This window comes from Bacteroidetes bacterium SB0662_bin_6 (genome assembly GCA_009839485.1).
Classification (GTDB): domain Bacteria; phylum Bacteroidota; class Rhodothermia; order Rhodothermales; family VXPQ01; genus VXPQ01.
In genome coordinates this window covers 43,342-70,318 of record VXPQ01000009.1, presented here as the reverse complement: position 1 = coordinate 70,318, position 26,977 = coordinate 43,342, and the positions used below count along the sequence as shown (strand labels likewise).

Here is a 26,977-nt window from a genome sequence, read left to right as displayed (position 1 = left end):
TCAGACGGATCGGCATAATACGGGCGATCGCCGTCGGCACAGCGTGGAATCCCGTCCTCCGCTCTTTGTACTGGCCGGCGCCTTTCTCTGTTATTATTTGCGCTTCGGATACGATTATGCCCAAAGTGACCAGGACGAATTCATTCCGTATCTGCTTCACCAATTGAATCCGGCACGGTTTGCCGAAGACTGGCTCGTGCATCTTCAGGCCACCGAATTCAGCGTACGCACCTATTTCGTATGGCTTGTGCAATTCTTTTCCACGATTATGCCCGTCTGGCTTGCAATATTGATCCTGTATACGGCTTGCTGGCTGTGCATTGCATGGTCTGTATGGAAAATCGCCTGGTGCTTCACTGCGGATCGCCTCGTTGCTTCAGGAGCGGTGTTCGTGACGCTTTTAGCCACTCCCGTATGGACGCTGGGAGGCAATGATCTGGTGCATGGCATGCTCGTTCCCAGTATGGCCGGTTGGGCAATCGGGGGCCTTGCTGTATATCTTTTTCTGAAATCGCGCCCGCTTGCATCGGCCGTACTCCTTGGCGTGGCATGCTGGATGCAGGCCCTGGTGGGGCTTCAACTTGCCGCCCTCCTGTGCATCACCCAGTTGCCGGATTGCTTGCGGGAGCATAAACGCCCTTTACGACGCCTTATCGCATTTTCCCTCGTCTTCGCAGCTTGCGCCCTGCCGACGCTCGGGCCGATTTTCTATCAGCAGGTTCTTGTAACGACGCCGCAGGAAACGGACCCCTCCCTATTCTACATTATGGCGGAATTCCGAAATCCGCATCACTATCTGCCCGGATCGTTCCATCCCAAAAGAATGTTGGGATTCGCCCTGATTGCCGGCGCCGGACTTGCGGCGCTTGCATGGCAGCCCGTCAAGCAACAACTCCGGCACAGGAAATTTCTTCTGCGCATCCTCGTGGCCATAGCCGTATTCTGCATAACGGGATGGGTCTTCACGGAAATCATCCCTGTGCTGGCGATTGCGAAGGTGCAACTGTTCAAGACCACCGTACTGGCAAAAGTATTGCTGATCATTACGGCAGGAAGTGCAGTAAATGCCTTGCTGCCTCATGGAATCCGCCGGATGCTGCATGGGTTTTTGCGTCATGAACGTATTGGCGCAATCACGGTCGCCGCAGCCTGGATTATCGCCATGGCGCTCACCCTGCCGGAAAACGGCTACCTGCACAATAAGGTAGGGCCCTGGAAGCGGGCCGCGGCCCCAATAGGCGCCGTGCAGAAATGGGTGCGGACACACACCCCGCACGATGCAGTATTTGCGACGCCCCCCTCCTTGTCCAGCTTCCGGTCAGAGGCGCAGCGCGCCATCGTGGTGAACCACAAGGCGATCCCGTTCACGGACCGGCATATGATTACCTGGTTTGAACGTCTGACCGATCTGGCGCCGGTCGGCCGGCCGGAACGCGGTTCGCCGGACCTGCTCTACAGACTGGACGCTGCGTTCGAGTCGCTCACCGAGCGCCAGCTTGTCGAACTCGGGCAACGGTACAAATTCCGCCATGTGCTTCGGAGCACGCCGCTGCCCGAACCGCTGTCGGCATTCCGGCAGGTATTCAGCGCGGAAAATCTGTTTGTGTACGAGCGTTCGAACCACGCGATATGAAGAACCTACGGACCTGGATCGGGCAGCTTTATGCGCGGGAAGGATTCCGCGGGCCGGTAATGACCCTTCTTTCCGGTACCGCGGTGACGTTCGTTATCTCGTATCTGGCCCTTCCGGTACTCACCCGCTTATTCACAACCCAGGCCTTTGGAATCTCCGATTATTTCATAACGATCGTGAGTGTCCTCACAGCGCTTGCGTCCTTGCGCTATGAAGAAGCCGTTATGCTGCCCGAACGCGACCAAAGGGCGCGTACCGTCCTGTGGTTGGCGGGAATCATCACGATTGGCGTCACAGCCATGGTAGCCGTGGGCTCGCTATGGAGCCGGGAAATCACTTCTCTGCTGGGCGCCCCTGAGGAGATCGCTCCCTGGTTGTGGCTCGTTGCGCCCGCGTTGCTGCTGATACGGTTCGGAAAACTTGCCGAGGCATGGCTCACGCGTAAACGGGCGTTTCGTACGATTACCGGTGCGGAAGCAACCAACAAGATAGCCATCATTTCCAGCCGCATCGGCCTTGGCGCAGGTACGCCCCTCGGCGCAGGGGGATTGATTTTGGGATTCATCACCGGGCAGGCGCTGGGAGCGGCGTATTTCGGGGCAGCGCTCCTTCGCCGCAACAGAGCGCCTGACGCGCGCCGCCCCTCGATGAGCGAACTTCGATCCGTGGCCAGGCGCTACCGGCGGTTCCCCCTGTACGCCATGCCCTCCTCTTTACTGAATACCGTATTGGGCCGCCTGCCGGTGCTCCTGCTTCCGGTCTATTTTGGCTGGGACGTAACAGGCCTGTACGGACGCGCCTTCGCCGTGCTGGCCATCCCGTTGAGTCTTATCGGAACGGCGGTAGCGCAGGTTTTTTTCGTGGACGGCGCAACAGCCCACAGGGAAAACCGACTCGCTGGTTTCACGGAAAGCGTGCATGCACGTCTGGTCATGGTCGGTATGTTTCCCTGCATGCTGCTGATCGCTGCCGGGCCGGAATTGTTTGCCTTCGTCTTCGGAGCCGGTTGGCGCGCAGCCGGCGTCTACGAACAATACCTTGCCTGCTGGTTCTTTCTGAGCGCCGTAGCCTCCCCGCTCACACGGCTCTTCGACATTCTCGAACTGCAACGAGCGGAATTGGGGATCAGTATCGGATCGTTCCTGCTTCTTGCGGCGGCTCTGTTCTGGGGTGGAAATACAGGCAACGTCCTGCTTACGATGGGTCTGATGGCAGGAGCCGGGGCATTCGCGCGCATCTTCCAGATCGCCGCAATGCTGAAGTTTGCGAAAGTATCCCTGCGACGCGCCGGAGGCGCCTATATTCGCTATGCCCTTATCGCACTACCCCCGGTGGCGTGTGTCTGGCTTGCCCGGGGCGTATGGCCTGCATGGGCAGTTGCCCTGACCGCAATCGCGGCAGGCGCCGCCTATTTCGGCTTCGTCGTATGGCGGGAGAAAATGTGGCCGGGCGCAAACGGAACCCCGGCTACAAGCCAGCGCGACGAGAACGAGGAATAATCAGAATATCCTGTAGAGAACCTGCCCGTCACAGGATAGAGCGAAACGTAGGCGGCAACCCGTTCCCCTCCGAATGGACAGCCTCCGGACTTTCGGAGACACCAGACTGCGCGTTGTTGCAATGCGTGTCGAATGCATGTGCAAGATCACTGGCTATCGCACTGGCGCTGCGTCCCTCGATATGGCGACGCTCCATGACATACACCGGCTCGCCTTCCTTCAGCAGGGCAACGAACGGTGAAGAGGGAGGGATGCCCACAAGATACTCGCGCAGGCGGGAAGTGGCTTCGAGATCCTGACCGGCAAACACGGTTACTTTTCGATCTGGCTGCACGGGATTACGGAGCGCCATGGCTATCGCCGGACGAGCGCTTGAAGCAGCACAGCCGCATACCGTGTTGATGACGACAAGCGTTGTTCCCTGCTTGCTTTCCTCAAGAGATTTCTCGACCGCCTCCGCATCGAGCAATTCTTCGATGCCCAGTTGCACGAGTTCCTGCCGCATGGGTGTTACAAGAGCTTCGGGATAAGGCATGATACCAGAAGGTTGGATGGGTCGATAAAAACAGTCGGGGACGGCATACTGAGCAACAGACCGCTTGCGTGTTCACTGCATACCACGTATGCCGTATCTTTGCATGCAGGTACCTGTATGCCTTTCCTTTGATCCCGCCACCGCACGAAAACGGCGAAGCAACGCAAGAAGCGTTTCAGCTGCCGGTTCCTCCTTTTTGATTGCGCCCCGCACACACCGGAAATGCCGTCATGAGGAATTCCCCAAAGAAACATAAGCTCTGTACCCTGACAGCGTTGGTGCTATTCCTGCTTGTTTCCGGATGCGCATCGTCCGGTTCGATGTACAGATCGGGAACGGTTGAATCCCGCATCCATGCCGAGTACGCCCACTGGCGCGGAACCCCATATCTGCTGGGCGGCACGACGAAAAGAGGGGTCGATTGTTCGGCGTTCGTCCAGAACGTATATGCCGATGCCTTCGGGATCGATCTTCCCCGCTCCACCGCGGATCAGGTCCGGGAAGGACGCAGGGTGCAGCCGGCGCAACTGAAGGCGGGAGATCTTGTGTTTTTCCGGCCGCCGGGCGCCTCGCGACACGTAGGTATCTATCTCGAAAACGGGACCTTCACACACGCTTCCACATCGCAAGGCGTTACCCTGGGTTCTCTGGAAGAGGCATACTGGCAGTCCGCATACTGGACCTCTCGCCGTCTGCTCGACAACCGGGGTAATCCCCCCCGGAAGACACGGGATAAAGACCGGACCCGACCCGAACGGCAACCTGCAAAGAGACCGGGATGGTGAGCGGAACAGATCATGCCGGATATACGTTTACCGGCCTTCTCTGAGGTCGCTTTGTATTGAGTGTTTCCGCGACCTGTGTACTGCCGGGCTGTTGTCCGCATTTTTCACCCTTCTGTCCGTCAACCATCAGGAACGCGTATCTCCGCGCAGGGCTCAAATATCGTATACCTGACCCGGGAAGGGCTCGAAAAGCTCAGGAAAGAGTTGCGCTTCCTGAAGACAAAAGAGCGTACCCGTATTTCCAGAGCTATTCAGGAAGCACGGGAAAAGGGCGACCTGTCCGAGAATGCAGAATATGACGCCGCGAAGGAAGCACAGGGACTTCTCGAAGCACGGATTGCCAAAATGGAAACGACGGTCTCGCAAGCCCGCCTCGTGGACGAGAAGCAGGTAGACCCGGAGAAGGCCTATATTCTATCCAACGTCCGCGTAAAAAATCATGGTACGGGCTCCGAGCAAACCTTCCGGCTGGTTTCGGCGGCGGAGGCGGATATCCGAACGGGAAAAATCTCCGTGACAAGCCCGATAGGGAGTGCGCTTCTCGGAAAAGCGCCCGGTGACGTCATAGAGGTTGACGTACCGGCAGGCAAGGTAAAAATGGAGGTCCTCGCGATAAGCCGCTAGGGCCTGTTTCCGGGCTTACAGGCGCCGCACATCCACCGTCAGATCCTGCAAACCCGTTCCCCTGGCCACAAGCCGGTCCCCATCTTCCACAGCCGCAACGCCTTCCGGCGTACCCGTATACATAAGGTCGCCGGGCATCAACGTAAAGATGGACGAGGCATACGCAACGAGTTCGTCCACGCCAAATACCATGCGGGAAACACTCCCCTGCTGCCGCATCACCCCATTGACGTGCAGAGAAATACCGAGGCGGCGAGGATCGGAAATGTCGCGGGCAGATGTAAAAGCGCCCAAGGGGGCAAAGGTGTCGAATCCCTTTGCAACCGACCAGGGAAGGCCGTTTCGCTTGGCTTCGGCCTGCAGATCCCGGGCCGTCATATCGATTCCGAGCGCGTACCCTTCCACATGCTTCATGGCATCGGACACGGGAATATTTTTGCCCTTTTTTCCAATGAGGACAACCAGCTCCACTTCATGATGTACCTCGCGGGAAGCAGACGGCAGCAGCACCTCTCCCCCATTTCCGATCAGGGCGGTCGGAGGCTTCAGGAATATTACCGGCGCCACAGGTATGGCGCTCTGCATTTCGGCGGCGTGCGCGGCATAATTCCGCCCGATGCACAGCACTTTTCCCGGCCGGATATTCAGGCCGGATATCGGCAGGTTTATATCCATGACATGCTTACGAATGGGGTTTCGCTTCTGCGTGGTTCCGGAATGATGCAGTTATATGGAACACGAGATTTTCTGTGTTGTTAGATTTTGCTGCGCATTCAATGCGGCGCACGGAAGGTGAAAGACAAGCGCTATGAAGGCGAGCTCCGAAAGCACCTTCAACGCCGTAATCATGAATCCGTTGTCACAGGAAAACAAGCTCTCGCGTCGGTACCCAATCCGGCGCCCAAAAGAAGAGAAAAGAATATGTATGCCATCGTAGAAATTGCCGGCAAGCAATTTTCGGTTCGCGAAAAAGATCGGCTGATCGTCCCGCATCTGGAAGGAAAAGCGAACGACTCCGTTACATTGGACCGTGTACTATTGATAGCCGGAAAAGATGGGGTACAAATCGGCACACCGGTCGTACCCGATGCCTCGGTCAAGGCAAAAATCCTCGAGCATGTCAAAGGCGATAAAATTCTTGTCTTCCGCAAGAAAAGACGCAAGCGGTTCAAGGTAAAGCGCGGGCATCGCCAGCCCTATACGCGTATTGAAATCGGGACGCTTTCCTCCGGCGACGAAAAGAAACCCGCCGCAAAGAAAACGGCTGCCACGAAACCTGCGGCAAAAAAGACGGCCGCAAAGAAACCCGCTGCAAAGAAAACGACCGCCAGCGCGAAAACAGCAGGCGCTGCACAAAAAACCGTTAAGAAAAAGCCTGCCCCCAAGGCCACCGAAGAGGCCATACCTCCTGAAAGCGAAGCCGCTTCCTGAAATTCCGCTTCGACAAAACGTTTTTTACCACTAAACAGGAAAAGTCGTCATGGCGCATAAAAAAGGCGTAGGTTCCACAAAGAACGGCCGTGACTCGAACCCCAAAATGCTGGGGGTGAAAGTCTATGCCGGCCAATCCATCCAGGCCGGCGGCATCATCGTGCGTCAACGCGGAACCAAGTTTCACCCTGGCCGCAATGTGGGTCACGGCGGAGACGACACGCTGTTCGCCAGGTCAAACGGAACCGTGCGCTTCTCACGCAGTCGTGCCGGACGACGGTTCGTGCATGTGGATCTCGACGGAGAGTGATTGCGCCACATCTTGCGCATCAGCACGCACCGTTCACCAGGGCCTGTTAACACTATGCAGTGGCGCTCTGCGGGGCCTAATCCCATGTCAGCGGATCGATCCGGAAAATATTCCTGAGCGCCGCAAATAATTCCGGATGTCTCCTCGCCATGAGATCGGGGCGTTCGAAAAAATTCTCCACGGCTACGGCAAACAATTCCGCCGGATTCTGAGCCGCGTAACGTCGTAGCATAGATCGGCCTATACGCACGCGCCGGATTTCCTTGCGCACCAATTCCCGCCAGGCCGCCGCAGACGCCGAAGCAATGAGAGACGGCGCCCCGTTGGCAAAGTTGTTTTCGTAATCGAGCAGGTGGGCCATTTCATGGAGCACCACATTATGGCCGTCCCCCGGATTCTTCCATCCCTGACGGACGGATTCCACGGACAGAATCACGGGCCCCTGCGAATGCGCCATTCCTTCGAATTCCCCGTCTTCGCCGGCTGCATACTCATCGTCGAAACGGTCCGGATACAATAATATCGTGCAGCGTGAAGGCCATTCCCGATCCGGCCGGCCATGCAGAAGAAGCGCGGCGCCGGCTGCAACCGCCGCCCTCAGCTCGTCGGTGACCTCCACTCCCGATACGCCTTCGAAGGTCCATTCGGAAAGAATAATTTTCATATCGCGCTCGAACCGTTCCCGTTCGACATAACGATAGAAAGGAAAATCCGCCCTGAGCCATCCGACCACAGCGGGGGACAACGGCTTGCGTACAGTCAGTAAGCGACGCAATGGCCGCCGTGCTCCCCAGCCTGCCACAAGGATAAACATTGCTACGCCGAACACCCATCCCGCCGAGGTGGATGGCTCGGTCGCGATACCTGCGCCGGCGCCTGTCACCCCCGCCAGCACCAGGAAAAACACCACGCTTTTTCGATTGACTACCTGCACGATTCCGTGTTTTTTTCGAACAAAACAGCTATGGGGTAGTGTAATACGGCTTGTAATACCGATCCGGCAAACCTGATCATGAATAGTATCTTCAACGAGGTGATCTGATGGGCACGATGAACAAGATGCGAGAGAACACAGGCATCATCCTGTGGATTCTGGTGTTCGCGTTCGGAGTAATCTGGGTGCTCCAGGATTCCGGCGGCCTGGACGCCGTCGGCATCGGCACTGGCGTAGACATTGCAGCCGTGGATGGAGATCCCGTTCCCTATCAGACATATGTCCAGACGGTACAGCAACAGGTACAGCAATATCAGGACCAGACGGGAGAATCGATACCTCCGCAACTGCTGGAGCAGCAGCGGGAGTTTATTTTCCAGGCTCTCGTTGATGACAAGTTGCGCGAACATGAGATGGATCGCCTGGGCATATCGGTTACCGGCGAGGAAATCTATGAAATGGTGACAGGCGACAATCCGCATGCGATCATCCGCACGTATTTCAGCGATGAACAAGGCAATGTGGACAGGGGCCTTCTTCAAAATTTCATTGAAAATCCGGACGCCAGCGAAGACTGGATTCAGATCGAGGACTATCTCCGTTCGGAGCGACGGCGTCAGAAGATGGACAACCTCCTCGCGGCAACGGTGCATGTCACCGATCGCAACGTAGAGGAAGAATACCGGCGCCGCAACCTGAGCGTGAATGTGGAATGGGCGGGATTGCCGTACGCGTCCATTCCAAATGACTCGGTGGTGGTTGAGGAGCGTGACCTGAGGAGATTCTATGACGATCACCGGGACGAGTACGCACGTAATCGCGCGTATGACATAGCGTATGTTTCGCAGTCCAAATTACCCTCCGCGGAAGATTCCGCCGCGGTCTATGCAGAACTCGAACGTATGAAGGACAGTTTTGCGGCGGCGGAAGACGATTCGTTATTCCTCCTTCGCAATGTGTCCCGGCGACCCTTCTCCGACGCCTGGTTCAGTGCCGGTGACCTCGATACGGAAATTGCCTCCGTGGTTTTCCCCAACCCGGAAAGGGGATCGGTGCTGGGTCCGGTCGCCGTAGGCAGTGAAGCGCACCTTGTCAAAATCAGAGACATACGACCTGCGGAAGACGTTTCCGTGCGCGCATCGCATATATTACTGCGCACCTCCGACGAGGATGAGAACATACGCAGTCAATTGACCGAGATACGCAACCGCATCCAGTCAGGGGAAGTTGATTTCGCGGAAATGGCCCGGCAATATTCCGAAGACGGATCGGCTCCGCAGGGTGGTGACCTGGGCTGGTTCGGTCCCGGCCGCATGGTGGCGCCCTTCGAAGAGGCGGCGTTCGGGGCTCGTGTAAATCAGGTCGTCGGTCCGATCAAAACGCAATTCGGGTATCACCTGATTGTTGTCGTCGCACGTGCGGAGAACGAGGTGAATATCGCGGATTTCGCTCTGGAAATCGACGCGAATGTCGCCACGCTCAACCAGATTCAGGAACAACTGGAAGACCTCCGGTACTTTGCGGAAGAGACAGGAGATTTTGACCAGGAAGCGCAACGTATGGGTATGAGCATTCAGCGGGTCCGGGTTGAAGAGGAACAGGTAGACATTCCGGGAATCGGCAGCGGGTATGCCGTGCTCGACTTTCTCGAAACGTCAGAGCAAAATGATATAAGCGACATCATCGAACTGGACGAAACCTTTATCATCGTTCATGTCGACGAGATTATACCGGAGGGCTACCAGTCTTTCGAAGAGGTACAAACGGAAATAGAACCCCGGACCTATATCGAGAAGAAAAAAGAGGTGCTCGTAGAGCGTTTGGAACGCGCTTACGAGTCCGGAGGCTTCGACAATCTTTCGAGTATACCCGGCATCCGGACGCAGAACGCTTTTTTAACCTTTGAATCGAATGTGGTCCCCGGGCTCGGCGCCGAACCCTTGTTCGTGGGGACTGCGTTTGCTCTTGACGAGAGCGCCTCTTCGGGCATCGTTGCCGGAGACAATAGCGTCTTTGCCTTGCGGGTAAGCCAGATCAACGAACCGGCGCCTATCACGGAAAGCGAACAGGAAAATATCCGGCAGCAACTATTGCAGCAGCGGCAAAACGCCGTGCGCACCCAATGGATTACATCCCTGCGCGAACATGCGGATATCGATGACTTCCGCAGTCGTTTCCGTCAGCAGCAATAGCGGCAGGCGTCGTTACGCCTCAAAGGTTCCCCGATACACCACCTCCGCAGGACCTTCCAGGTAAAGGTCTCGTACGCCCCGTTCTCCCAGTCGGAATCCTACCGTCAGACGCCCGCCGGGCATATCCACATCGATCCGGTCAGCGTCTGTGCGTTCCAGCATACGCGCCACCACAGCGGAGGCCACCGCCCCCGTACCGCATGCCAGCGTTTCCGCCTCCACGCCTTTTTCGTAGGTACGGACAAGCAATCGACCATCGTCTACGACTTCGACAAAGTCGATGTTGGCTCCGGCCGGAGCCAGTGCTTCATCCTGCCGGATCGCCGGCCCCCAGGTCCCCACGGGAATATCGGCCGCGCGATCCACGAAACACACGAGGTGTTCCGTACCGGTCCAGATATAATGGGCATCGGCAATGTTCATTTCCGCCATGCTGCGAAGTACCCGGTGCGGCGTATAGCCGGCCAGCGCATGCTGGTAGATGCGCACGGCCCCGCCTTCCGGGCCTTCCGCCCGAAAAACACCCGCATCTGTTTCGATCTGCATCTCTGACGTATCCATCCCGGCCCGCCGGGCAAACAGCACAAGGCAACGGGCGCCGTTTCCGCACATGGTGCCGATCGTACCGTCCGCGTTGACGTAACGCATCCGAAAATCATGCCCGGCATCGTCCGGAGCATTGAATGCCAGCAGGCCATCCGCACCAATGCCTTTGCGCCGAGGGCACAGGCGCTGGGCAAAGCCGCTCAATTCTGCATCGGAATAACGATAGAAACGATTGTCAATGACGATAAAATCGTTTCCGGCCCCATTCATTTTTGTAAATTCCACAATGATTTGCATAGCAAGCAAGGTGACCTCTTGGCGGAAAAGACATTAACGATCGAAGGCGTCGAACCCCTCCTCCTGTACGGCTTCAACGACGCATATCTGCGCAAGATCGAAGAGGCCTTTCCCGAAACGCACGTCACGGCGCGCGGCGATGCGCTTATGCTCAACGGCAAAAAAAGCGCCGTGGAAGACATTGAGCGAATCGTCGAAGAACTCGTTAACGTCATTACCCGTAACGGCGCCCTGACCGAAAACGATGTAGACACCGTACTGGCTCTCTTCACCACCGGGGACGGCGCGGGTTCCCGTTCCACGGGTACGCACCATGTCATCCTGTTCACCCCCTCGGGTAAAGCCATTCGGGCAACGATGCGCGGCCAGGTCCACCTGGTGGAGGCTGCCAGGTCGAACGACATCGTTTTCGCCATTGGCCCGGCGGGCACGGGAAAAACCTACACCGCGGTTGCTCTGGCGGTATCTGCACTCAAATCACGCAAGGTGAAACGGATCGTACTGTCCCGACCGGCCGTAGAGGCCGGTGAACGGCTTGGCTTTCTGCCGGGAGATTTCCGGGAAAAGGTCGATCCATACCTGCGCCCCCTCTACGATGCCCTTGAAGACATGCTCTCCAGCGAAAAGTTGCGGGGGCTCATGGAAAAGAAAGTGGTGGAAATTGTGCCGCTGGCCTACATGCGCGGGCGTACGCTGAACAATGCGTTCGTTATTCTGGATGAGGCGCAAAACGCCACCTCGCTGCAAATGAAGATGTTTCTGACGCGTATCGGGGTAAACAGTCAGGCGATCGTCACCGGGGACATTACCCAAACGGACTTACCGGCCCGCGAGCAAAGCGGACTCGTCGAGGTCCGGAACGTGCTGTCCGACATAGAGGGCATCCAATTCGTTTACTTTGACCGCCATGACGTTATGCGTCATCGCCTCGTGAAAAACATTATCGACGCCTACGAACGCGGCGGGCCGGATGTCAGAGATAGTACGCCGGATCAGGAAGCCGCGTCGTAATCGTAAAACCCGCGCCCGGATTTGCGGCCCAGCCGGCCTGCATCCACCATCTCTCTGAGAAGAGAACAGGGCCGGTATCGATCGTCGTCCAGTCCCTCATAGAGCACTTCCATAATCGACAAGCACACATCCAGACCGATGAAGTCCGCAAGAGCAAGCGGTCCCATCGGATGACGCATTCCAAGGGTCATCACTTTATCGACACTCTCCGGCGATGCTACGCCTTCCATGACACAGCGGCAGGCCTCGTTGATCATCGGCATCAGAACCCGGTTCGAAACGAATCCCGGAGCATCCCGCACCTCGACCGGCTCTTTGCCAAGATCGCGCGCGAGGCGGAACACTTGCTCGAATGTCGCCTCGCTCGTCGCCGGACCACGCACGACTTCAACCAGCTTCATAACCGGTACGGGATTAAAGAAATGCATACCGATTACCTGTTCGGGGCGGGCGGTCGCAGAGGCCAGCGAGGCAATGGATATGGAAGAGGTGTTGCTCGCCAGCACGGCATGGGCCGGCGCCGCAGCATCCAGCCTCGTGAACACGGTTTGTTTGAGCGCCGCGTCCTCCGGTACGGCCTCTATAACCAGATCGGCGTGCGCCACCCCCTCATGCAGATCGGAAAAAGAAACAATTCGGCGCAAGATGTCTTCCGGCTGGGCAACACCCTGGCGGTCCAGATTTCGCCGGATCGAAACAAGGGCCCGTTCAAGAGCGGCCGCGGACACGTCGACGAGATGTACCGGATGCCCATGCAGGGCAAAGACATGAGCAATGCCGCATCCCATTGCGCCGGCTCCCACTACAGATGTCCTGCACCGGCTCATGCGACTTGAACCAGAATGAGGAAAGGTCAGAACGCCAGCATGCCCGCTGACTCTACCGCCGGAAGATCCTTTATATCCACCGGGGTGTTTTCTTCGTCCACCAGAACCACGCGAGGACGGTGGCGGCCGCCTTCCTCGGGGGTCATGTGGGCATACGCGATGACAATCACTTCATCCCCCTTGGCCGCTGAGCGGGCGGCGGGGCCATTCAACTTGACGATACCGCTTCCGGCTGGACCCGGGATAGCGTATGTCTCAAGACGCGAACCGTTGTTTACATTCACCACCTGCACCTTTTCGTAGGGAAGGATCCCTCCTGCTTCAAGCAACGCTTCGTCCAGTGTAATGGACCCTTCGTAGTAGAGGTCGGCTTCGGTAACCCGAAGCCGCTGCAACTTCGCCTTGAACATGGTAACGGTCATAACAATCCGGCTGGCCGGCCTTTCGCATAACTTGTCGTAAGAAGTACAGGGAATCTAACTTCCTTCGTCATATTTTTCCACACGCTGACCCGCGGGGGCTTGCGTAAAAACACTGTCGATAAGTCGTGTGCTCCCGAAACAGACGGCCACCGCCGCCAGTACGTGCTGACCGGGCGATATTTCGTCGATCGGCTGCAACGTATCCGCATCCACCACATCCGCATATTGCACCTGTGCATCGGTTTCCCGGCGGAGTATCGAGCGCATGATTTCAACCAGTGCCGCCCGGTGCTGTTCCCCTTTCCCGATAGCCTCTTCTGCGCCAAACACTGCCTGCGACACGACGACCGCCGCCTTGCGCTGCACAGGAGACAGATAAACGTTGCGGGATGAAAACGCTAATCCATCCGCGGCGCGAACGGTCGGCACGCCAACCACGCTGATGTCCAGCAGCATCTCCCGCACCAGCCTGCTCAGAATGACAAATTGCTGGGCATCTTTCAACCCGAAAACAGCCACATGCGGGCGGCATGCATGAAAAAGCTTTAACACGATCGTTGCCACTCCCTCGAAGTGCCCCTGCCTGAATGGTCCACACAGATATCTGTTCATATCCCCCACATCGACAGATATCCGGTCTGCCTGCACACCTTCCGGGTACATCTCCTCTATCCCTGGGGCAAACACGGTGAGTCCGGAAGACAACCTGTCAAGAATTTCCACATCCTTATCGAAGGAACGCGGGTAGTCATTCAGATCCTCCCGGGGACCGAATTGCGTCGGATTCACAAAAATGGACACCACTACATCGTCCGCAGAGGAAAGCGCCGCCCGAACAAGCGCCTCATGCCCTGCGTGCAAAGCTCCCATCGTGGGCACAAGCGCAATACAGCGCCCTTCACGGCGCCGCTGATCGGCCCATGCCTGCATCTTCCGAACGGAAGTGATTATTTTCATGGAATGCAGCGTATAATGCCCGGTACTCCCGCCATCATCATATTGTATTCCCATGTCTGAGTTTCGTATTGAAACCGATTCCCTCGGCGAGGTTCATGTGCCGGCCGACGCACTCTTCGGCGCGCAGACACAACGAGCCGCCGAAAATTTTCCCATCAGCGGCCTGCGCTTTCCGCGGGCATTCATCCAGGCGCTCGGCATGATCAAGCATGCTGCCGCCCGGGCAAACCGCTCGCTGGGCATGTTGCCGGAGGACAAGGCGGACGCCATCGCGAACGCCGCGCAGCAAATCATCGACGGAAAATACGACGATCAATTCATACTGGATATTTTTCAGACGGGTAGCGGCACCTCTACCAACATGAATGCCAATGAGGTGATCGCAACGCTTGCAAACAAGGCATTGGGGGGAAAAGAAGATGGCAAGCATATCCATCCGAACGATGATGTAAACATGTCGCAGTCGTCGAACGACGTCATTCCGACAACCATGCACATCGCTGCCCGCATGGCCATCGAGCATACGCTGCTTCCCGCGCTGGAGCGGCTTCGGGAGACTCTTGTAAACAAGTCCGTCGAATTTGACGACGTTGTAAAAAGCGGGCGCACCCACCTGATGGACGCCACGCCCGTGCGGCTCGGACAGGAGTTCGGCGGATACGCGTCCCAGATAGCGCATGGCATGAACCGCCTGCAAGATGCTTCCGGGGAACTGGAAGAACTGGCCCTCGGAGGTACGGCCACAGGGACAGGGATCAACCGGCACAAGCAATTCCCCGAAAAAGCCATTGCAAACCTTTCCGGGTTATCCGGGCTGACGTTTCGCGAAGCGGAAAATCACTTCGAAGCACAGTCCGCCAGAGACGCGTACGTCAGCGCATCCGGAGCACTCAATACACTGGCGGTCTCGTTGATGAAAATAGCGAATGATCTGCGCTATCTCGGGGCAGGGCCCACCAGCGGAGCAGCCGAAATCCGGGTTCCTGCCGTACAGCCCGGATCCTCCATTATGCCGGGCAAGGTCAATCCTGTACTCAGTGAGGCCATGATGATGACCTGCGCCCGCGTGATGGGGAATCATACAACCATCACGATTGGCGGACAGCATGGCAACCTCGAACTGAATGTGATGATGCCCGTTATGGCGCATTGCATGCTGGAAAGCATCTCGATCCTGACCGGGGCATGTGATGCGTTCCGTATCCGATGCGTAGAAGGAATTGAAGCGGATCGCGCACGCTGCCGCGAACTGCTTGAGTTGAATCCGTCGATCGCAACAGCGCTCAATGCCGCTATCGGGTATGACAAAGCGTCACAGGTTGCCAAAAAGGCGGCTCTGGAACGGCGTTCGGTACGGGATGTCCTTCAGGAGATGAATCTGATCCCGGAGGCGGACATTGACGCCATCCTCGATGTACGCCCCATGACCGAACCGGGCATTCCGGGCACGTAGCCATACGTAGCCTGTAACATGGGCAAACGACCTGCTTGTCCGGGATTTTCGCAATAATTTCGAATTTGGCACGTTTTTGTCTGCCAACGAAATACGTCGCCGCAGCGCCTTGTGCGGCGGCGCCATACCTCATGCATAGTTGCAATCCAATCCACATCCGAACATGCGCACAAAAAGAAATTATCCCGTTTCGCTGGCCGTGATCGTTGCCGTTTTCCTGTCCGGCGGCCTGTTCGCAATGACGGGAGCCAACCTATTCGGCATAGGAGACAAGGCCGGCGTCGAGACCCGGGCCGCCGAAAGTGCCCCGGTCGTCGATGCGCTCCCTGAAGCAACCACCCTGGAAGACACATTTACCCAGGTAGTCGAACGCGTCAATCCGGCTGTCGTACAGATCCAGGCAGAAAACCTCCCGACCGACTGGAGCCCGGATGCACCGCGGACAAATCCTTTCGAGAACACCCCGTTCGGGGATTTCTTCAGAGATTTCGACTTCGATGGCCCGCAGATTCCGCGAAGGGGGCTCGGGTCGGGCGTCCTCATCCGGCCGGATGGGCATATCCTGACCAATAATCATGTCATCGAAAACATGAACGAGCTGGCCGTCATCGCCATGGACGGTACGGAATACGAGGCGCGCGTCATCGGAGCGGATCCTGTAAGCGATGTTGCCGTGATCAAGATCGACGCAGAAGCATTGCCTTATGTCGGCATGGGAGACTCCGACCATATCAAGGTCGGACAGTGGGTCATGGCTTTCGGATCGCCTATAGAAGCATCGCTCGGCAATACGGTTACCGCGGGTATCATCAGCGCAACAGGCCGGATTCGGATAGGAAACGGCAGCGTAAATGACGACGCAAGCGGACCCGCCCCCACATATAATTTCATTCAGACGGATGCAGCGATCAATCCGGGAAATTCCGGGGGGCCGTTGGTCAATCTGCGGGGCGAACTGATCGGGATCAACACGGCTATTATCACTCGCACGGGCGGATATCAGGGAATCGGCTTCGCCATCCCCGTCAATACCGTACGAAACGTGGCCGACCAGTTGATAGCCACCGGGCGCGTCGAGCGAGGGAAGCTTGGCGTAAGTTATGGTCCCGCGAGCGAAGCCCTTATCGAAACGCTGAACCTGTCTCAGGGTGCAGCCGTTGTCGGGTCCGTAGTAGCCGGCTCCGCGGCGGACAATGCAGGCATCCGTCCCGGCGATATCATTGTCAGCCTGAATGGCAAGCAGCTGAGCAATCATCAGCAGCTCTCTCTATGGATCGGCGCCATGAAACCGGGAGACTATGCCGAAGTCGAGGTCAACCGGGACGGGGAGCAGAAAATCTTCCGCATCAAACTCGGAGGCTGGGAGAACGGTGAATCGACCCTGGCCGGGAACGAGGATGCGCCGGAAACGATCGGAAACCGCCTGATGGACGAACTGGGCATCACGCTGGGCAACGTTACCCCCGATCTGGCTCGCGAAGCGGGTTTCGAAGAGGAAACGATCGATGGTGTGATCGTTACGGATATAGACCCAACGAGTTATGCGGCTCGTGAAGCAAACCTCCGCCAGGGCGCCGTCATTTCGGAAATCGATCGGAAGGAAGTCCGCAACCTTAAGGAATTCGAGGCGGTTTACGATAATATAGAGGCGGGCAAGGCCTTTATCGTCCGGCTGCGCGCCCCGAATGGAGGCGCCGGAATCACTGCGCTGAAAAAGCCGCAGGCGCAAGAGGAATAAGTCAGAGCGCCGGGAGACGGTTCGAGGTCCGCCTACTGCCGAATCAGCATAGTTAGCCCATACTGGTGGTCTTCGATCCGCATGGGCGCTTCGGAGAAGGGAATCAGGTAGACCTCGTCCTTGTTCGGTAGTGTACGCACATCGTAGGTCTCCCCCTCCGCCGAACGGTTGCTCCAGAATCCCATACGGGCCTGCTCGCCGGCCGCGGTCGCGGCAATACCTATTTCGTACTTGCGGATCTCCTTGCCCCGCTGAAAAAGGGAAACCTCCCGCGTACCGTAACTACGGTACAAACGAATGGTCTTGGGAACGGTACCCGCGTCCCTGCCGTCGATGAGTACATAAACAGCCTTGCCGTAGCGAAGCGAATCCGCCACTGCCTCGTCCCCCTGGGCCACGTCTTTCGACGCACTGCAACCTGCAACAAGCGGAACCAGAACCGTTAGCGTTACAACAAGTCTTGCGATCATCATGCCACCCTCCCTGTTCCATAAAATACGCAGTGCCTGTATTTCTTATCGCAACGGCTGCACACGGTTCCCCGTCCACCCCTTATGTTCCTAAACGCTATATTGCGCCTCCCGGCGGACCCGTCCGCACCGTCCCATGCATACGACGACCATGCCCATACCCATCTCTTTCGCTCCCCTGGACACGTTGCCTGCAGTCATACGCACTGGCGGCGTGGAGGCTGACCGGTGTCTCGTAGTGACGGACGAACATGTGGCGGCGCTCTATGGCGATGCCGTATGTAACCACCTTGCACGGAACGAATTCGAACCGCTCCTCATCGTACTGCCGCCTGGCGAAGAAAGCAAGTCGCAGCATCGACTCGCAGAAATCTGCGACCGAGCGCTGGCATGGGGCATCGAGCGAAGTACGCCCCTTGTAGCCCTCGGAGGGGGTGTCATAGGCGACCTCGCCGGTTTTGCAGCGGCCACCCTCCTGCGCGGCATTCCGTTCTTTCAGGTCCCCACCACACTGATCGCACAAGTGGACAGCTCTATTGGAGGCAAAACCGGCATCAATCATGAAACCGGAAAGAACCTGATCGGCGCATTCTACCGCCCTGCCGGGATCCTGACGGATCCGGCTTTACTGAAATCCCTCCCAACGCGTGAGTGGACCAGCGGCCTTGCGGAAGTGATCAAGCACGGCCTTATTGCCGACGACACACTCTTTACAGCGTTGGAAACGCAGATAGATGCGTTGTTTGGTCGCAACGAGCCGGTCGTGGAACGCATCGTTCCTCACGCCGCGGGCGTGAAAGTGCGCATCGTGGATGAAGACGAATTCGAAACCGGGCTGCGAACCATTCTGAATTTCGGTCATACGTTCGCGCACGCCATCGAAAAAGTAGCCGGATACGGAGTATACACGCACGGGGAAGCCGTAGCTGCGGGTATGCGGGCAGCCTTGTACGTTTCCGAACACACCACACCAGGCTTCGACGCCGAGCGAGCCGATCGTATCGTCCGGCGTATTCCGGTACCTCCCGGACTCGCTTCTCTTTCGATAGCGGATCTCATGGACACCATGAAGCTTGACAAAAAGGTGCGCAGGGGCAACGTGCGGCTGGTGCTGCTTGACCGAATCGGCCATGCCTTCGTAACCGGAGATATACCTTCCACCCTGGTGGAGAAGGCCTGGGCGTTCGTTCAGGAAGCCATCGGCTGAACCAGGGAATATTTGTACAGGCGTACAACGCGCTTCGTACGCAGGCACTATTTCGGTACGCCTGCGTACTTATTCCTGGCAAACCTTCCCTGCACCTTGTCCTCCCGCCGAGTCATACGCTTCTCCGGCAGTCTCCTGCAGTTCGCCTTGGGCGCAGTGCTGTTTGGAGTGCTGGCATTCTTTGCTCTGGCGCGCACCGAACAAGGTAGAGAAACACTGCGCATTGGAGCAGAGCGCCTGATCAACCGCTCGCTGGAGGGAAACCTGGAGATCGGCAGTTTGTCGGGCAGCGTGCCCGGACGACTCACCGCCCAACAAGTCGTCGTACGGGATGCCGCCGGAAACCCGATCGCCCGCATCGATTCAGTGGTCCTGCACCCTACATGGCGCTCCCTGGTCGGCCGCACCATCTCGACGGGGCATGTCACGCTCGTTCGCCCGCGTATCACCCTGCAAAGGGATGAATCGGGCGCCTGGAATATTACAGAGGTTTTCCGGTCTGTTACTGATACGTCCCGGTCGGACACGAACCCCTGGTCTTTGCGGTCCAGCCTCGTACACATCGTAGAGGGAAGCATCCGGACCCGATCGGCATTTCCTTCCTCTTCGGAGGTTTTGTTCGACTGGGGTAATGCCTCGATGGAAAATATCGACGCCCGGCTGGCGATCGACATAACACCGGAAACAAAAAACGTTGAGGCGCTCGATTTCAAGGCCCGGCTTATTGATCCGGATATGGAAATCGCCCTGCTGCACGGGCAACTGACCGCACAGGAAAACAATATCGCGCTGCGCGAAGTCAACCTTCGCACGACGGAGAGCAACCTGTATTTGAACGGTTCGATATCGACACCCGATACGCTTTCCGGCCATGTTTCTTCCCCTGTCCTGGATATTCACCTCGACCGCAGTACCATCCACTCCGGAGAATGGAGCAGGGTATTCCCGGCTCTGCCCTCCATGGAAACCGTTACGGCTGCCGCAAGAGTGCGGGGTCCTGTCGAGGCGCTGATGATTGAGCGCCTCTCTCTCGAAAAAAACTCCTCTGCACTGGCAATCGAAGGAACCGTCTTCGGCTTACCGGACTCGCTGGATTACGAACTGGCGGTACGGGAAGGGCAAATGCACTGGCAGGATATACGTCCACTCCGGCACACTATTGCCATCCCGTCCTTTGAACACCTTGGCCGCATCGCCTTCACGGGCTATGCAAAAGGGACGGCGCATTTTCGCAGAGGAGAAACTGCGCCCCGGTGGCAAGGAGTGCACGAATTTGCGGTCGAAAGCGATGCCGGCACCATCGAGGGAGACGCCCGGATTACGCGCAACGAGCGCACGTTCTCTGTAGACGGCGCGCTGGACCTCACCGATGTAGACCCCGGTCGCGTATTCAGGAAACCGAATCTGGCAAGCGATCTCACGGGGCGCATCACATTACATGGGGATGGCCCCTCTCTCCCCGAACTGGCCGGGGAAGCAGAACTGGAGTTGACCCGCTCGAATACCGCCTACGGGCGATTTGATACGCTCCGTGCAGTGGTATCCGGCACGCGGCATGCCTTCGAGGGAACCCTTCATGCGGCAGAGCGCAGCGGATCGCTGGATGCTTCTTTCCGGGCCGACCTGGATTCGGCCCCTTTCCATTACCGCATGGAAGGCGCCACGACCCGATTCGATATTGCAAATATCCTCCGCAACGACTCCCTTTCTTCGTCACTCAATACCCGATTCACGGTGGAAGGAAGCGGCGTATCGTGGACGAGTTTCGAAGGGGATATGGAGGTGGCGTTCGATCCATCCGTCATGTCGATGGGAACGACTCAACGCACTATCCCGGCCCACCGCTCCTCGCTGTCGATCCGTCAGAACAATACGGGAGACTCCGGGGAACCTCAGGTTGTGCTGGATGGAGACATGGCGGCATTGAAAATAACGGGGGATGTAGCACTGGAGCCGGTCATACGACTCGTGCGACATTGGGGCGAGGCCATCGCCCGATCGGCAGCGTATGAGACATCGAAACCGTACCGTACGGCAGCGCCAAAAATAGAACCCGCAGGTGCTGGACGACAGGCCGGCAGCCGTACAGTAACCGGCCTGGAAGCAAGACAAATCGATGTAAAGTTGCACTTGCTGCGTTCGGACATCCTTGCCGCCCTGTTTCCGGCCCTGCCTTCGGTACATACCGACCTCCGGGCGGAAGGCCGCCTCCGGTTGTCCCCCGACTCGTTTGATCTCGACATGGATGTCGAAGCTGACTCGCTGCATACCGGCGAGGTACGGGCCTACAAGGTTGCAGCAAATCTGTCAGCCGCAAGCGACGATGCAGACGCCATCGCACGCACATTGCGATCCGCCCTGTCGGCAACAATCTCGGACATGAATGTCAGGGGAAGGCGCCTCGAACAGGCCTCCCTGAAGAGCGGTTTCCGAAACAGGACCCTTGACTTTACGGCACAGGCAAACGCCCCCGGGGCGGCGACGCCGTTGCGGCTACGCGCCCGCATGGATATCCTGAACGACCGCAACCGACTGTTTATCGAAGAGCTTCAGATAGCCGCCAGAAATCAGATCTGGACAGCAACCGATAACCGGATCATCGATTTCTACAAGGACGCTATTCATATTCCCGATATCCGGATTACCCGGCAGGACCGGTTCGCTGCGGGCCCACAGGAATACCTGCATATCACCGGTGCGCTTTCCGCTTCGCCACAGGACACGCTATTCATCCGTGCAGAAGATATTCGCATGCGGCATGCGGGCGAACTGATGGGCCTGCGCAATGCAGTCGATGGACAACTTGGAGGAAAAATCGCTTTTACGGGGTGGGGCCGTCGGCCCGAACTCACCGGGCATGTTTTCGTGGACTCCCTGACCTTCAAAAACCGCCCGTTGGGGCATCTTGCGCTCGATAGCCGCTATATTCCCGGTTCCCCGGACGTCGCCCTGCAAGCCCGTCTGACTCCTTCAATATCCGGCGATACGGACCTGCTGCCTTATCGGAACGACCTGACCCTGAACGGCACGTTCCGACTCCCCGGGCCGCAGAGCGTCTCCGAAACACGGGATCCCGGGGCCCTGGACCTGAACATACGTATCGAACGAGCGGATGCCTTCTTTTTTGAACTCCTGTTCAGCGAGGCCATTGCCGACGTAACAGGATATGTCGACGGAAGCGGACACATCGGCGGAGATTTTTCAAAACCGGCCTTCAATGCCGATCTCGCCTTGCGCGGCGTGCGATTTCATGTTCCCGAATTCCAACTTGCCTACGAGGCAACCGGCCCTCTTGTCGTGGACAGACAGGGTATTCATCTCGCGAACCTGCGCCTCTCCGATACCCGAAACGGAACAGCTGTCGTGGGGGGATCCATCCTGTTCAACGACTATCGCTTTTTCTCTTTCAGGCTTGAGGGGGCGCTTGACAGGCTGAATGTGATGAATGTGCGCAATTCGAGAGAATTGCCCTTCTATGGACGCGTCTGGGCTTCCGGCGACGTACTGCTCAGAGGACCGATTTCCAATGCGCTCCTGGAATCGAGTGAATTGAGAACCACTGCGGGCAGCGAGATATACATCCCGGTCGCTGAAACAAGTGAAAATACGGACACCGGTTTCATCGTATTTGCGGACTCCATGGGATATACGCCATCCGATTCCGTCCGGATCACCCGGCGGCGTAACCTCCTGACGGAACGCCCTGCGGGCGAACGGCCATTCGTGGACGGCCTCGACATGGACATCAACATTCTGAGTCCGGAAGGCACTACGGTCCACCTTGTGATCGATCCGCTTCTTGGCGACGTCATCAATGCCCGAGGAAGCGGACGGGTTCAGCTCGGACGAGACGAAGGCGAATTCTACACATTCGGAGCCTTCACCGTTACTTCCGGGGATTATCTGTTTACGGCCGCCGAGGTATTCTCCCGAAGATTTCTCATCGACAGCGGCACGATAGACTGGGACGGCGATCCGCTCAATGCCGAGATGAACATCGCGGCCTCGTATCGGACCCGAGCTTCTCTGGAAGGCCTGGGCCTCAGCACACAACAGCGCCAACTCATTCCCCTCGTCATCGAGTTGGGCGTGAGTGGGCGTGTCGCAACACCCATCGTCGATCTGAGACTCTCCGTAGACCGGGAGAAACGCAGCTACATCGGCAACTATGAAGGGCTGGAAACCCTGCTCAACCAGCCCGAACGAGCTGCCCAGTACGCCACCAGCGTGCTGCTTACGAATTCGTTCCTGCTTGCCGAGCAACAGCCTCTGACGCAAGGAGGCAGAGGCAGCCTGGCATTCAATAGCCTGTCTCAACTGGTCACCGGCCAACTCAACCGGTATATCAACAATGCATTGCCGGGCGTAGAACTCAACGTCAACGTGCATGGAGAAAATGCCCAGGACCTCGGCGTTGCCTATGCCGTGGCCCTGCAGTTGCTCGACGACCGCCTCATTATCCGGGGACATGGCATCTATCACAACGACGAAACCAGACAACGGCAAAGCGGACTCGACGAATTTGTCGTGGAGGTGCGTCTGGGGCCGCACGTATCCATGGATGTGTTCCACCGCCGGGAGGACGGCATTCTACTCAGTACGGAATCGGTGAACAGCACCAATACGACCGGGGCAGGTCTTTCGTACAAAACGGGGTTTTCTACCTGGAAACGCCTGTTCAGCCGCCTTTTCGGACTGAGGGAACCCACGGAAGACGACAACGAACCGTCTGAAGACATCGCGGCCGAAACCCCCGACAGCGAATGACGCCCGCAGTATTCTATAGACCGGACGTGGTCACATACGCCTCAGCGGCATAAAATTCAGGCAGGCCAAGCTTGTTCAATGCGCGGGCCGTACTCGTATTCCGGTCCCGGGCACGCTGCCAGAATTCACGTTCATCGTATGCCCCCGGAAACATGGCACGGTCTTTCTGGCTCTCGTGCTTGTAAATGGCTTCGACCTTGCGATCCAGATCGGCCTTGGAGAGAGGTAGAAAAACGTCGGCCTGGTGAATATCCCACTCCTGCCAGGCACCACGGTATAACCAGATAACCGGTCTGCGAAAACCGGCGTCGGTTTCATGCCGGGCTGCATACGCCCTGCATGCCCCGCCGATCGCCTCGTAGCACATGCGATGGGTCCCGTGCGGATCCGACAGATCTCCTGCCACAAACACATGATCCGGCCGGACTTCCTCAAGCAGGTCCAGTACGATCTGCTCGTCTGCCGGTCCGATCGGATCCTTTCGCACCCGGCCCGTCTTGTAAAAGGGCATATCGAGGAATCGTGCATTGTCTTTGCCGAGCCCCATCACCTCTATGGCCTCAATGGCTTCGGCATAGCGAATGTTCGCCTTGATGGCGCGTACTTCCTCCGTATCCACCTCACCCGGGGCTTTGCCTTCAAGAAATCGGAGTATTTCTTCGCACCGGTTTTCGAAATCCGGGCAGACCCCGTCATCGAGCCCCAACGTCTCCCGGCTGAATTCGAGAAATTGCAGGTGACGCCGGACATCCGCATCAAAAACGGCCACGGAACCATTGGTCATGTACGCCACCACCACATCGTTGCCCTTGATCACAAGCTTGTCGAGCATACCTCCCATTGAAATCACGTCGTCGTCCGGATGCGGGCTGAACACGATTACGGACTGATTCGATATAAGGTCGTCCGGATACGTAATGCGTTTGCGGAGATCCTCGAACACCGTGCGACACAGATTGTCGATATTGTCGTACGCATAGACCAGATTGTGCAGATTATGCCGGTAAAAATCCGACTCGTCAAGCGTAAGAATAGCTTTCCCCAGTTTCTCGCTTAACCAGATAACCGCCCGCTTTGCCATGGCCTGATCCCAATGCACGGAACCGGCCAACCAGGGAGTTTTCTCTCGAACAAGCGCACCGGCGGCAGCCCGGTCCAGATAGAAGACGGCGTTCGGATGCTCCTGCAAATAGCTGGCGGTAACCTGCAGGTTCGGCTCCTCCTCCACGGCACGCCGGACAATGGGCCCCTTGTGCTCCCCCGTCGCAAGCAGAATGATTTCCCGGGCCGCCAATAACGAGCGAACGCCTATGGTAATGCCTTGCCGTGGAACGTTCTCCTCTCCGAAGAAATCGGAGGCGGCATCCTTCCGGGTAATTTCGTCGATAACGATAAGGCGGGTAACGGTCTCCGGGCCGGAACCCGGTTCGTTAAATCCGATGTGCCCGCTGCGACCGATCCCGAGAAGAAGCAAATCAAATCCGCCTGCTTCTTCCACAGCCTGTTCGTACCGTTGGCAAAATGCAGCCACCTCGTCCTCGGGGAGCGCCCCATCCAGCGCATGAATGTGGTCCTCGGGAATGTTCACATGGTCAAAAAAGTTTTCCCACATAAACCGGTGATAACTCTGCAGACTGTCCGGCGCAATGGGATAGTATTCGTCGAGGCTGAACGTAACCACGCCGGAAAAATCCAGTCCCTCCTCCCGGTGCATCCGGATCAGTTCCTGATATACCCCAATGGGGGTGGAACCGCTGGGAAGGCCAAGCACAAATTTTGTGCCCGCAGCCTGGTGTTCCCTGATCAGCGCGGCAATGCGCCCGGCAGCCTTACGCGCCAGCGATACAGGATCGTCAAAAATTTCGACAGGGACCCGCTCGGGATACCTACCCGAACCGGAAAGCGCCTTGCGGGAAGCACCGATTTCCTGTTGCATAGTCTCGCCGGATGATTAGTAGGATACTCTGAGCTTCGCGGACTTAATCAGAGTATCCTATGCATGAATTTCTGCAAGCGCTTCGCGCTGCAGCGCAAGCGTTTGCTCGATTTCATCGTCGCCGTGCGCAGCCGACACGAAAAATGCCTCGAACTGCGAAGGGGCAAGATAAACCCCCCGTCTCAGCATCGCGTGAAAATAACGCGCATATTGCTTTGTATCGCAGGATCGGGCCCCTTCGTAATCCGTCACGCGACGGCTGGTAAAGAAAAGGGATCCCATGGACCCTACCCGGGTGCAGCAATAATCAAGATCCAGGTCGCGGAGATTCTTGCGGGTCCCTTCTTCCAGAGTACGACCCGATGCTTCAAGCCGGTCATAAAGGGTCGAATCATTCAGGATACGCATCAACGCCGTCCGGCCCGCCGCCATAGCAAGGGGATTCCCGGAAAGCGTACCCGCCTGATATACGGGGCCGGACGGAGCAAGATGCTCCATAATGTCGCGCCGTCCGCCGTACGCACCCGCGGGCAAACCACCGCCCAGCACTTTCCCGAGCGTGGTCAAATCGGGAATCACGCCATAGCGCTCCTGGGCGCCTCCCCGGGCCACACGGAACCCGGTCATCACCTCATCGAAAACAAGCAGGATGCCCCGGTCCGTACATATATCCCGAAGCCCTTCGAGAAAACCCGGATCGGGCGGCACGCAGCCCATGTTCCCTGCCACAGGCTCCACGATCACACAGGCAATGTCGTCCCCGTGCGCTTCGGCAAGCCGCACTACGCTTTGGAGGTCATTGTACCGTGCCAGCAGCGTATTCCGGATCGCCGGAAGCGGTACCCCGGGCGAATCGGGATGCCCGAATGTGGTCGCGCCGCTGCCTGCCGCCGCAAGAAAGAAATCGGCATGGCCATGATAATTTCCCTCGAACTTGATGATCTTGTCGCGTCCGGTAAAACCGCGCGCAAGACGCACTGCGCTCATGGTCGCCTCGGTACCGGAATTCACCATGCGGACCATTTCTATCGAAGGCACGATCTCCGAAACGATCTCGGCCATCTCAGCCTCGAGGCGAGTGGGGGCGCCGAAGGATGTGGAAGATTTCGCTGCTTCCGCCACAGCCCGCACGATCTCGGGCTCCGCGTGCCCAAAGAGCATCGGGCCCCATGACCCCACATAATCGATATAACGGCGTCCGTCCTCATCTTCGACCCAGGCTCCGGAGGCGCTTCGCAAAAAGACAGGGGTCCCGCCCACGGCCCCAAAAGCCCGCACCGGAGAATTTACGCCGCCCGGAATAACGCTCCGGGCCCTTTCGTATAACGCCGCGCTGGTCTTGAACATCGGAACCTGCTATCAGGACACTCTATTCCGCAAAACTCAGAGGATGCAGTGGACAG

At 57.5% G+C, this 26,977-nt stretch carries 22 protein-coding genes; 12 read left to right on the top strand and 10 right to left on the bottom strand.

The genetic code is table 11. The features are described 5' to 3' along the window. Positions 1 to 43: 43 nt before the first annotated feature. Together F4Y00_01165 and F4Y00_01160 are read left to right on the top strand one after the other, a co-directional pair. Positions 44 to 1,633 (top strand): hypothetical protein, encoded by a 1,590-nt coding sequence (locus F4Y00_01165; GenBank protein ID MYE03576.1) that lies wholly within the window; start codon positions 44 to 46, stop codon positions 1,631 to 1,633. Further along, positions 1,630 to 3,132: a lipopolysaccharide biosynthesis protein gene (locus F4Y00_01160; GenBank protein MYE03575.1), complete on the top strand. Its 1,503-nt coding sequence runs from the start codon at positions 1,630 to 1,632 to the stop codon at positions 3,130 to 3,132. Before F4Y00_01165 ends, F4Y00_01160 begins: the two co-directional genes overlap by 4 nt. A gap of 28 nt (positions 3,133 to 3,160) precedes the next feature. Here the strand turns inward: F4Y00_01160 and F4Y00_01155 are convergent, their stop codons facing one another. Further along, the gene (locus F4Y00_01155) at positions 3,161 to 3,667 is read right to left on the bottom strand and encodes a BrxA/BrxB family bacilliredoxin (protein MYE03574.1); all 507 of its coding nucleotides are present in this window, start codon (positions 3,665 to 3,667) and stop codon (positions 3,161 to 3,163) included. A gap of 230 nt (positions 3,668 to 3,897) precedes the next feature. On the opposite strand from F4Y00_01155, the gene F4Y00_01150 reads away from it, so the two are divergent. Together F4Y00_01150 and greA are read left to right on the top strand one after the other, a co-directional pair. Beyond that, a complete protein-coding gene (locus tag F4Y00_01150) occupies positions 3,898 to 4,452 on the top strand; it encodes a hypothetical protein (protein MYE03573.1) in 555 nt (184 codons plus the stop codon). Positions 4,453 to 4,590: 138 nt separating this feature from the next. Beyond that, positions 4,591 to 5,076, top strand: a complete 486-nt coding sequence (gene greA / locus F4Y00_01145) for a transcription elongation factor GreA (protein MYE03572.1) — start codon at positions 4,591 to 4,593, stop codon at positions 5,074 to 5,076. Between the two features lie 15 nt (positions 5,077 to 5,091). Here the strand turns inward: greA and F4Y00_01140 are convergent, their stop codons facing one another. Beyond that, the gene (locus F4Y00_01140) at positions 5,092 to 5,751 is read right to left on the bottom strand and encodes a fumarylacetoacetate hydrolase family protein (protein MYE03571.1); all 660 of its coding nucleotides are present in this window, start codon (positions 5,749 to 5,751) and stop codon (positions 5,092 to 5,094) included. Between the two features lie 117 nt (positions 5,752 to 5,868). Between F4Y00_01140 and rplU the strand changes: the two genes are divergently transcribed. Next, positions 5,869 to 6,507 (top strand): 50S ribosomal protein L21, encoded by a 639-nt coding sequence (gene rplU / locus F4Y00_01135; protein MYE03570.1) that lies wholly within the window; start codon positions 5,869 to 5,871, stop codon positions 6,505 to 6,507. Positions 6,508 to 6,556: 49 nt separating this feature from the next. Next, positions 6,557 to 6,817 carry a 50S ribosomal protein L27 gene (locus F4Y00_01130; protein MYE03569.1) on the top strand — a complete coding sequence of 87 codons (261 nt, stop codon included), beginning with the start codon at positions 6,557 to 6,559 and terminating at the stop codon, positions 6,815 to 6,817. 76 nt (positions 6,818 to 6,893) lie between these two features. Here F4Y00_01130 and F4Y00_01125 read toward each other — a convergent pair whose 3' ends face one another. Then, positions 6,894 to 7,751 (bottom strand): zinc-dependent peptidase, encoded by an 858-nt coding sequence (locus tag F4Y00_01125; protein MYE03568.1) that lies wholly within the window; start codon positions 7,749 to 7,751, stop codon positions 6,894 to 6,896. A gap of 107 nt (positions 7,752 to 7,858) precedes the next feature. Here F4Y00_01125 and F4Y00_01120 point away from each other — a divergent pair, with 107 nt between their 5' ends. Beyond that, entirely contained in the window at positions 7,859 to 9,943 is a 2,085-nt protein-coding gene (locus tag F4Y00_01120; protein ID MYE03567.1) for a peptidylprolyl isomerase, read from the top strand. 12 nt (positions 9,944 to 9,955) lie between these two features. On the opposite strand, the gene F4Y00_01115 is transcribed toward F4Y00_01120, so the two are convergent. Further along, complete coding sequence (locus F4Y00_01115) at positions 9,956 to 10,786, bottom strand: diaminopimelate epimerase (GenBank protein ID MYE03566.1); 831 nt, start codon at positions 10,784 to 10,786, stop codon at positions 9,956 to 9,958. A gap of 18 nt (positions 10,787 to 10,804) precedes the next feature. Here F4Y00_01115 and F4Y00_01110 point away from each other — a divergent pair, with 18 nt between their 5' ends. Continuing rightward, positions 10,805 to 11,797, top strand: a complete 993-nt coding sequence (locus F4Y00_01110) for a PhoH family protein (protein MYE03565.1) — start codon at positions 10,805 to 10,807, stop codon at positions 11,795 to 11,797. Here the strand turns inward: F4Y00_01110 and F4Y00_01105 are convergent. The 3 genes from F4Y00_01105 to F4Y00_01095 are packed head-to-tail and all read right to left on the bottom strand — an operon-like array spanning position 11,779 to position 14,003. Continuing rightward, positions 11,779 to 12,624, bottom strand: coding sequence for a 3-hydroxybutyryl-CoA dehydrogenase (locus tag F4Y00_01105; GenBank protein ID MYE03564.1), 846 nt, complete (start codon positions 12,622 to 12,624; stop codon positions 11,779 to 11,781). The genes F4Y00_01110 and F4Y00_01105 overlap by 19 nt on opposite strands. A 26-nt stretch (positions 12,625 to 12,650) precedes the next feature. Next, positions 12,651 to 13,046: an aspartate 1-decarboxylase gene (locus tag F4Y00_01100; GenBank protein ID MYE03563.1), complete on the bottom strand. Its 396-nt coding sequence runs from the start codon at positions 13,044 to 13,046 to the stop codon at positions 12,651 to 12,653. Between the two features lie 54 nt (positions 13,047 to 13,100). Continuing rightward, positions 13,101 to 14,003 (bottom strand): pantoate--beta-alanine ligase, encoded by a 903-nt coding sequence (locus F4Y00_01095; GenBank protein ID MYE03562.1) that lies wholly within the window; start codon positions 14,001 to 14,003, stop codon positions 13,101 to 13,103. Positions 14,004 to 14,055: 52 nt separating this feature from the next. On the opposite strand from F4Y00_01095, the gene F4Y00_01090 reads away from it, so the two are divergent. Together F4Y00_01090 and F4Y00_01085 are read left to right on the top strand one after the other, a co-directional pair. After that, entirely contained in the window at positions 14,056 to 15,456 is a 1,401-nt protein-coding gene (locus F4Y00_01090; GenBank protein ID MYE03561.1) for a class II fumarate hydratase, read from the top strand. Positions 15,457 to 15,619: 163 nt separating this feature from the next. Further along, positions 15,620 to 17,194, top strand: coding sequence for a Do family serine endopeptidase (locus F4Y00_01085; GenBank protein MYE03560.1), 1,575 nt, complete (start codon positions 15,620 to 15,622; stop codon positions 17,192 to 17,194). A gap of 32 nt (positions 17,195 to 17,226) precedes the next feature. Here the strand turns inward: F4Y00_01085 and F4Y00_01080 are convergent, their stop codons facing one another. Continuing rightward, positions 17,227 to 17,667 (bottom strand): hypothetical protein, encoded by a 441-nt coding sequence (locus tag F4Y00_01080; protein MYE03559.1) that lies wholly within the window; start codon positions 17,665 to 17,667, stop codon positions 17,227 to 17,229. Positions 17,668 to 17,800: 133 nt separating this feature from the next. On the opposite strand from F4Y00_01080, the gene aroB reads away from it, so the two are divergent. Together aroB and F4Y00_01070 are read left to right on the top strand one after the other, a co-directional pair. Continuing rightward, entirely contained in the window at positions 17,801 to 18,871 is a 1,071-nt protein-coding gene (gene aroB / locus F4Y00_01075) for a 3-dehydroquinate synthase (GenBank protein MYE03558.1), read from the top strand. A 96-nt stretch (positions 18,872 to 18,967) separates the two neighbouring features. Continuing rightward, positions 18,968 to 23,638, top strand: a complete 4,671-nt coding sequence (locus tag F4Y00_01070; GenBank protein ID MYE03557.1) for a hypothetical protein — start codon at positions 18,968 to 18,970, stop codon at positions 23,636 to 23,638. 13 nt (positions 23,639 to 23,651) lie between these two features. On the opposite strand, the gene F4Y00_01065 is transcribed toward F4Y00_01070, so the two are convergent. Then, on the bottom strand, positions 23,652 to 25,574 hold the full coding sequence (locus F4Y00_01065) for a glucosamine-6-phosphate deaminase (protein ID MYE03556.1): 1,923 nt from the start codon (positions 25,572 to 25,574) through the stop codon (positions 23,652 to 23,654). Positions 25,575 to 25,631: 57 nt separating this feature from the next. After that, the gene (gene hemL / locus F4Y00_01060; GenBank protein MYE03555.1) at positions 25,632 to 26,921 is read right to left on the bottom strand and encodes a glutamate-1-semialdehyde-2,1-aminomutase; all 1,290 of its coding nucleotides are present in this window, start codon (positions 26,919 to 26,921) and stop codon (positions 25,632 to 25,634) included. Positions 26,922 to 26,977 lie beyond the last annotated feature (56 nt).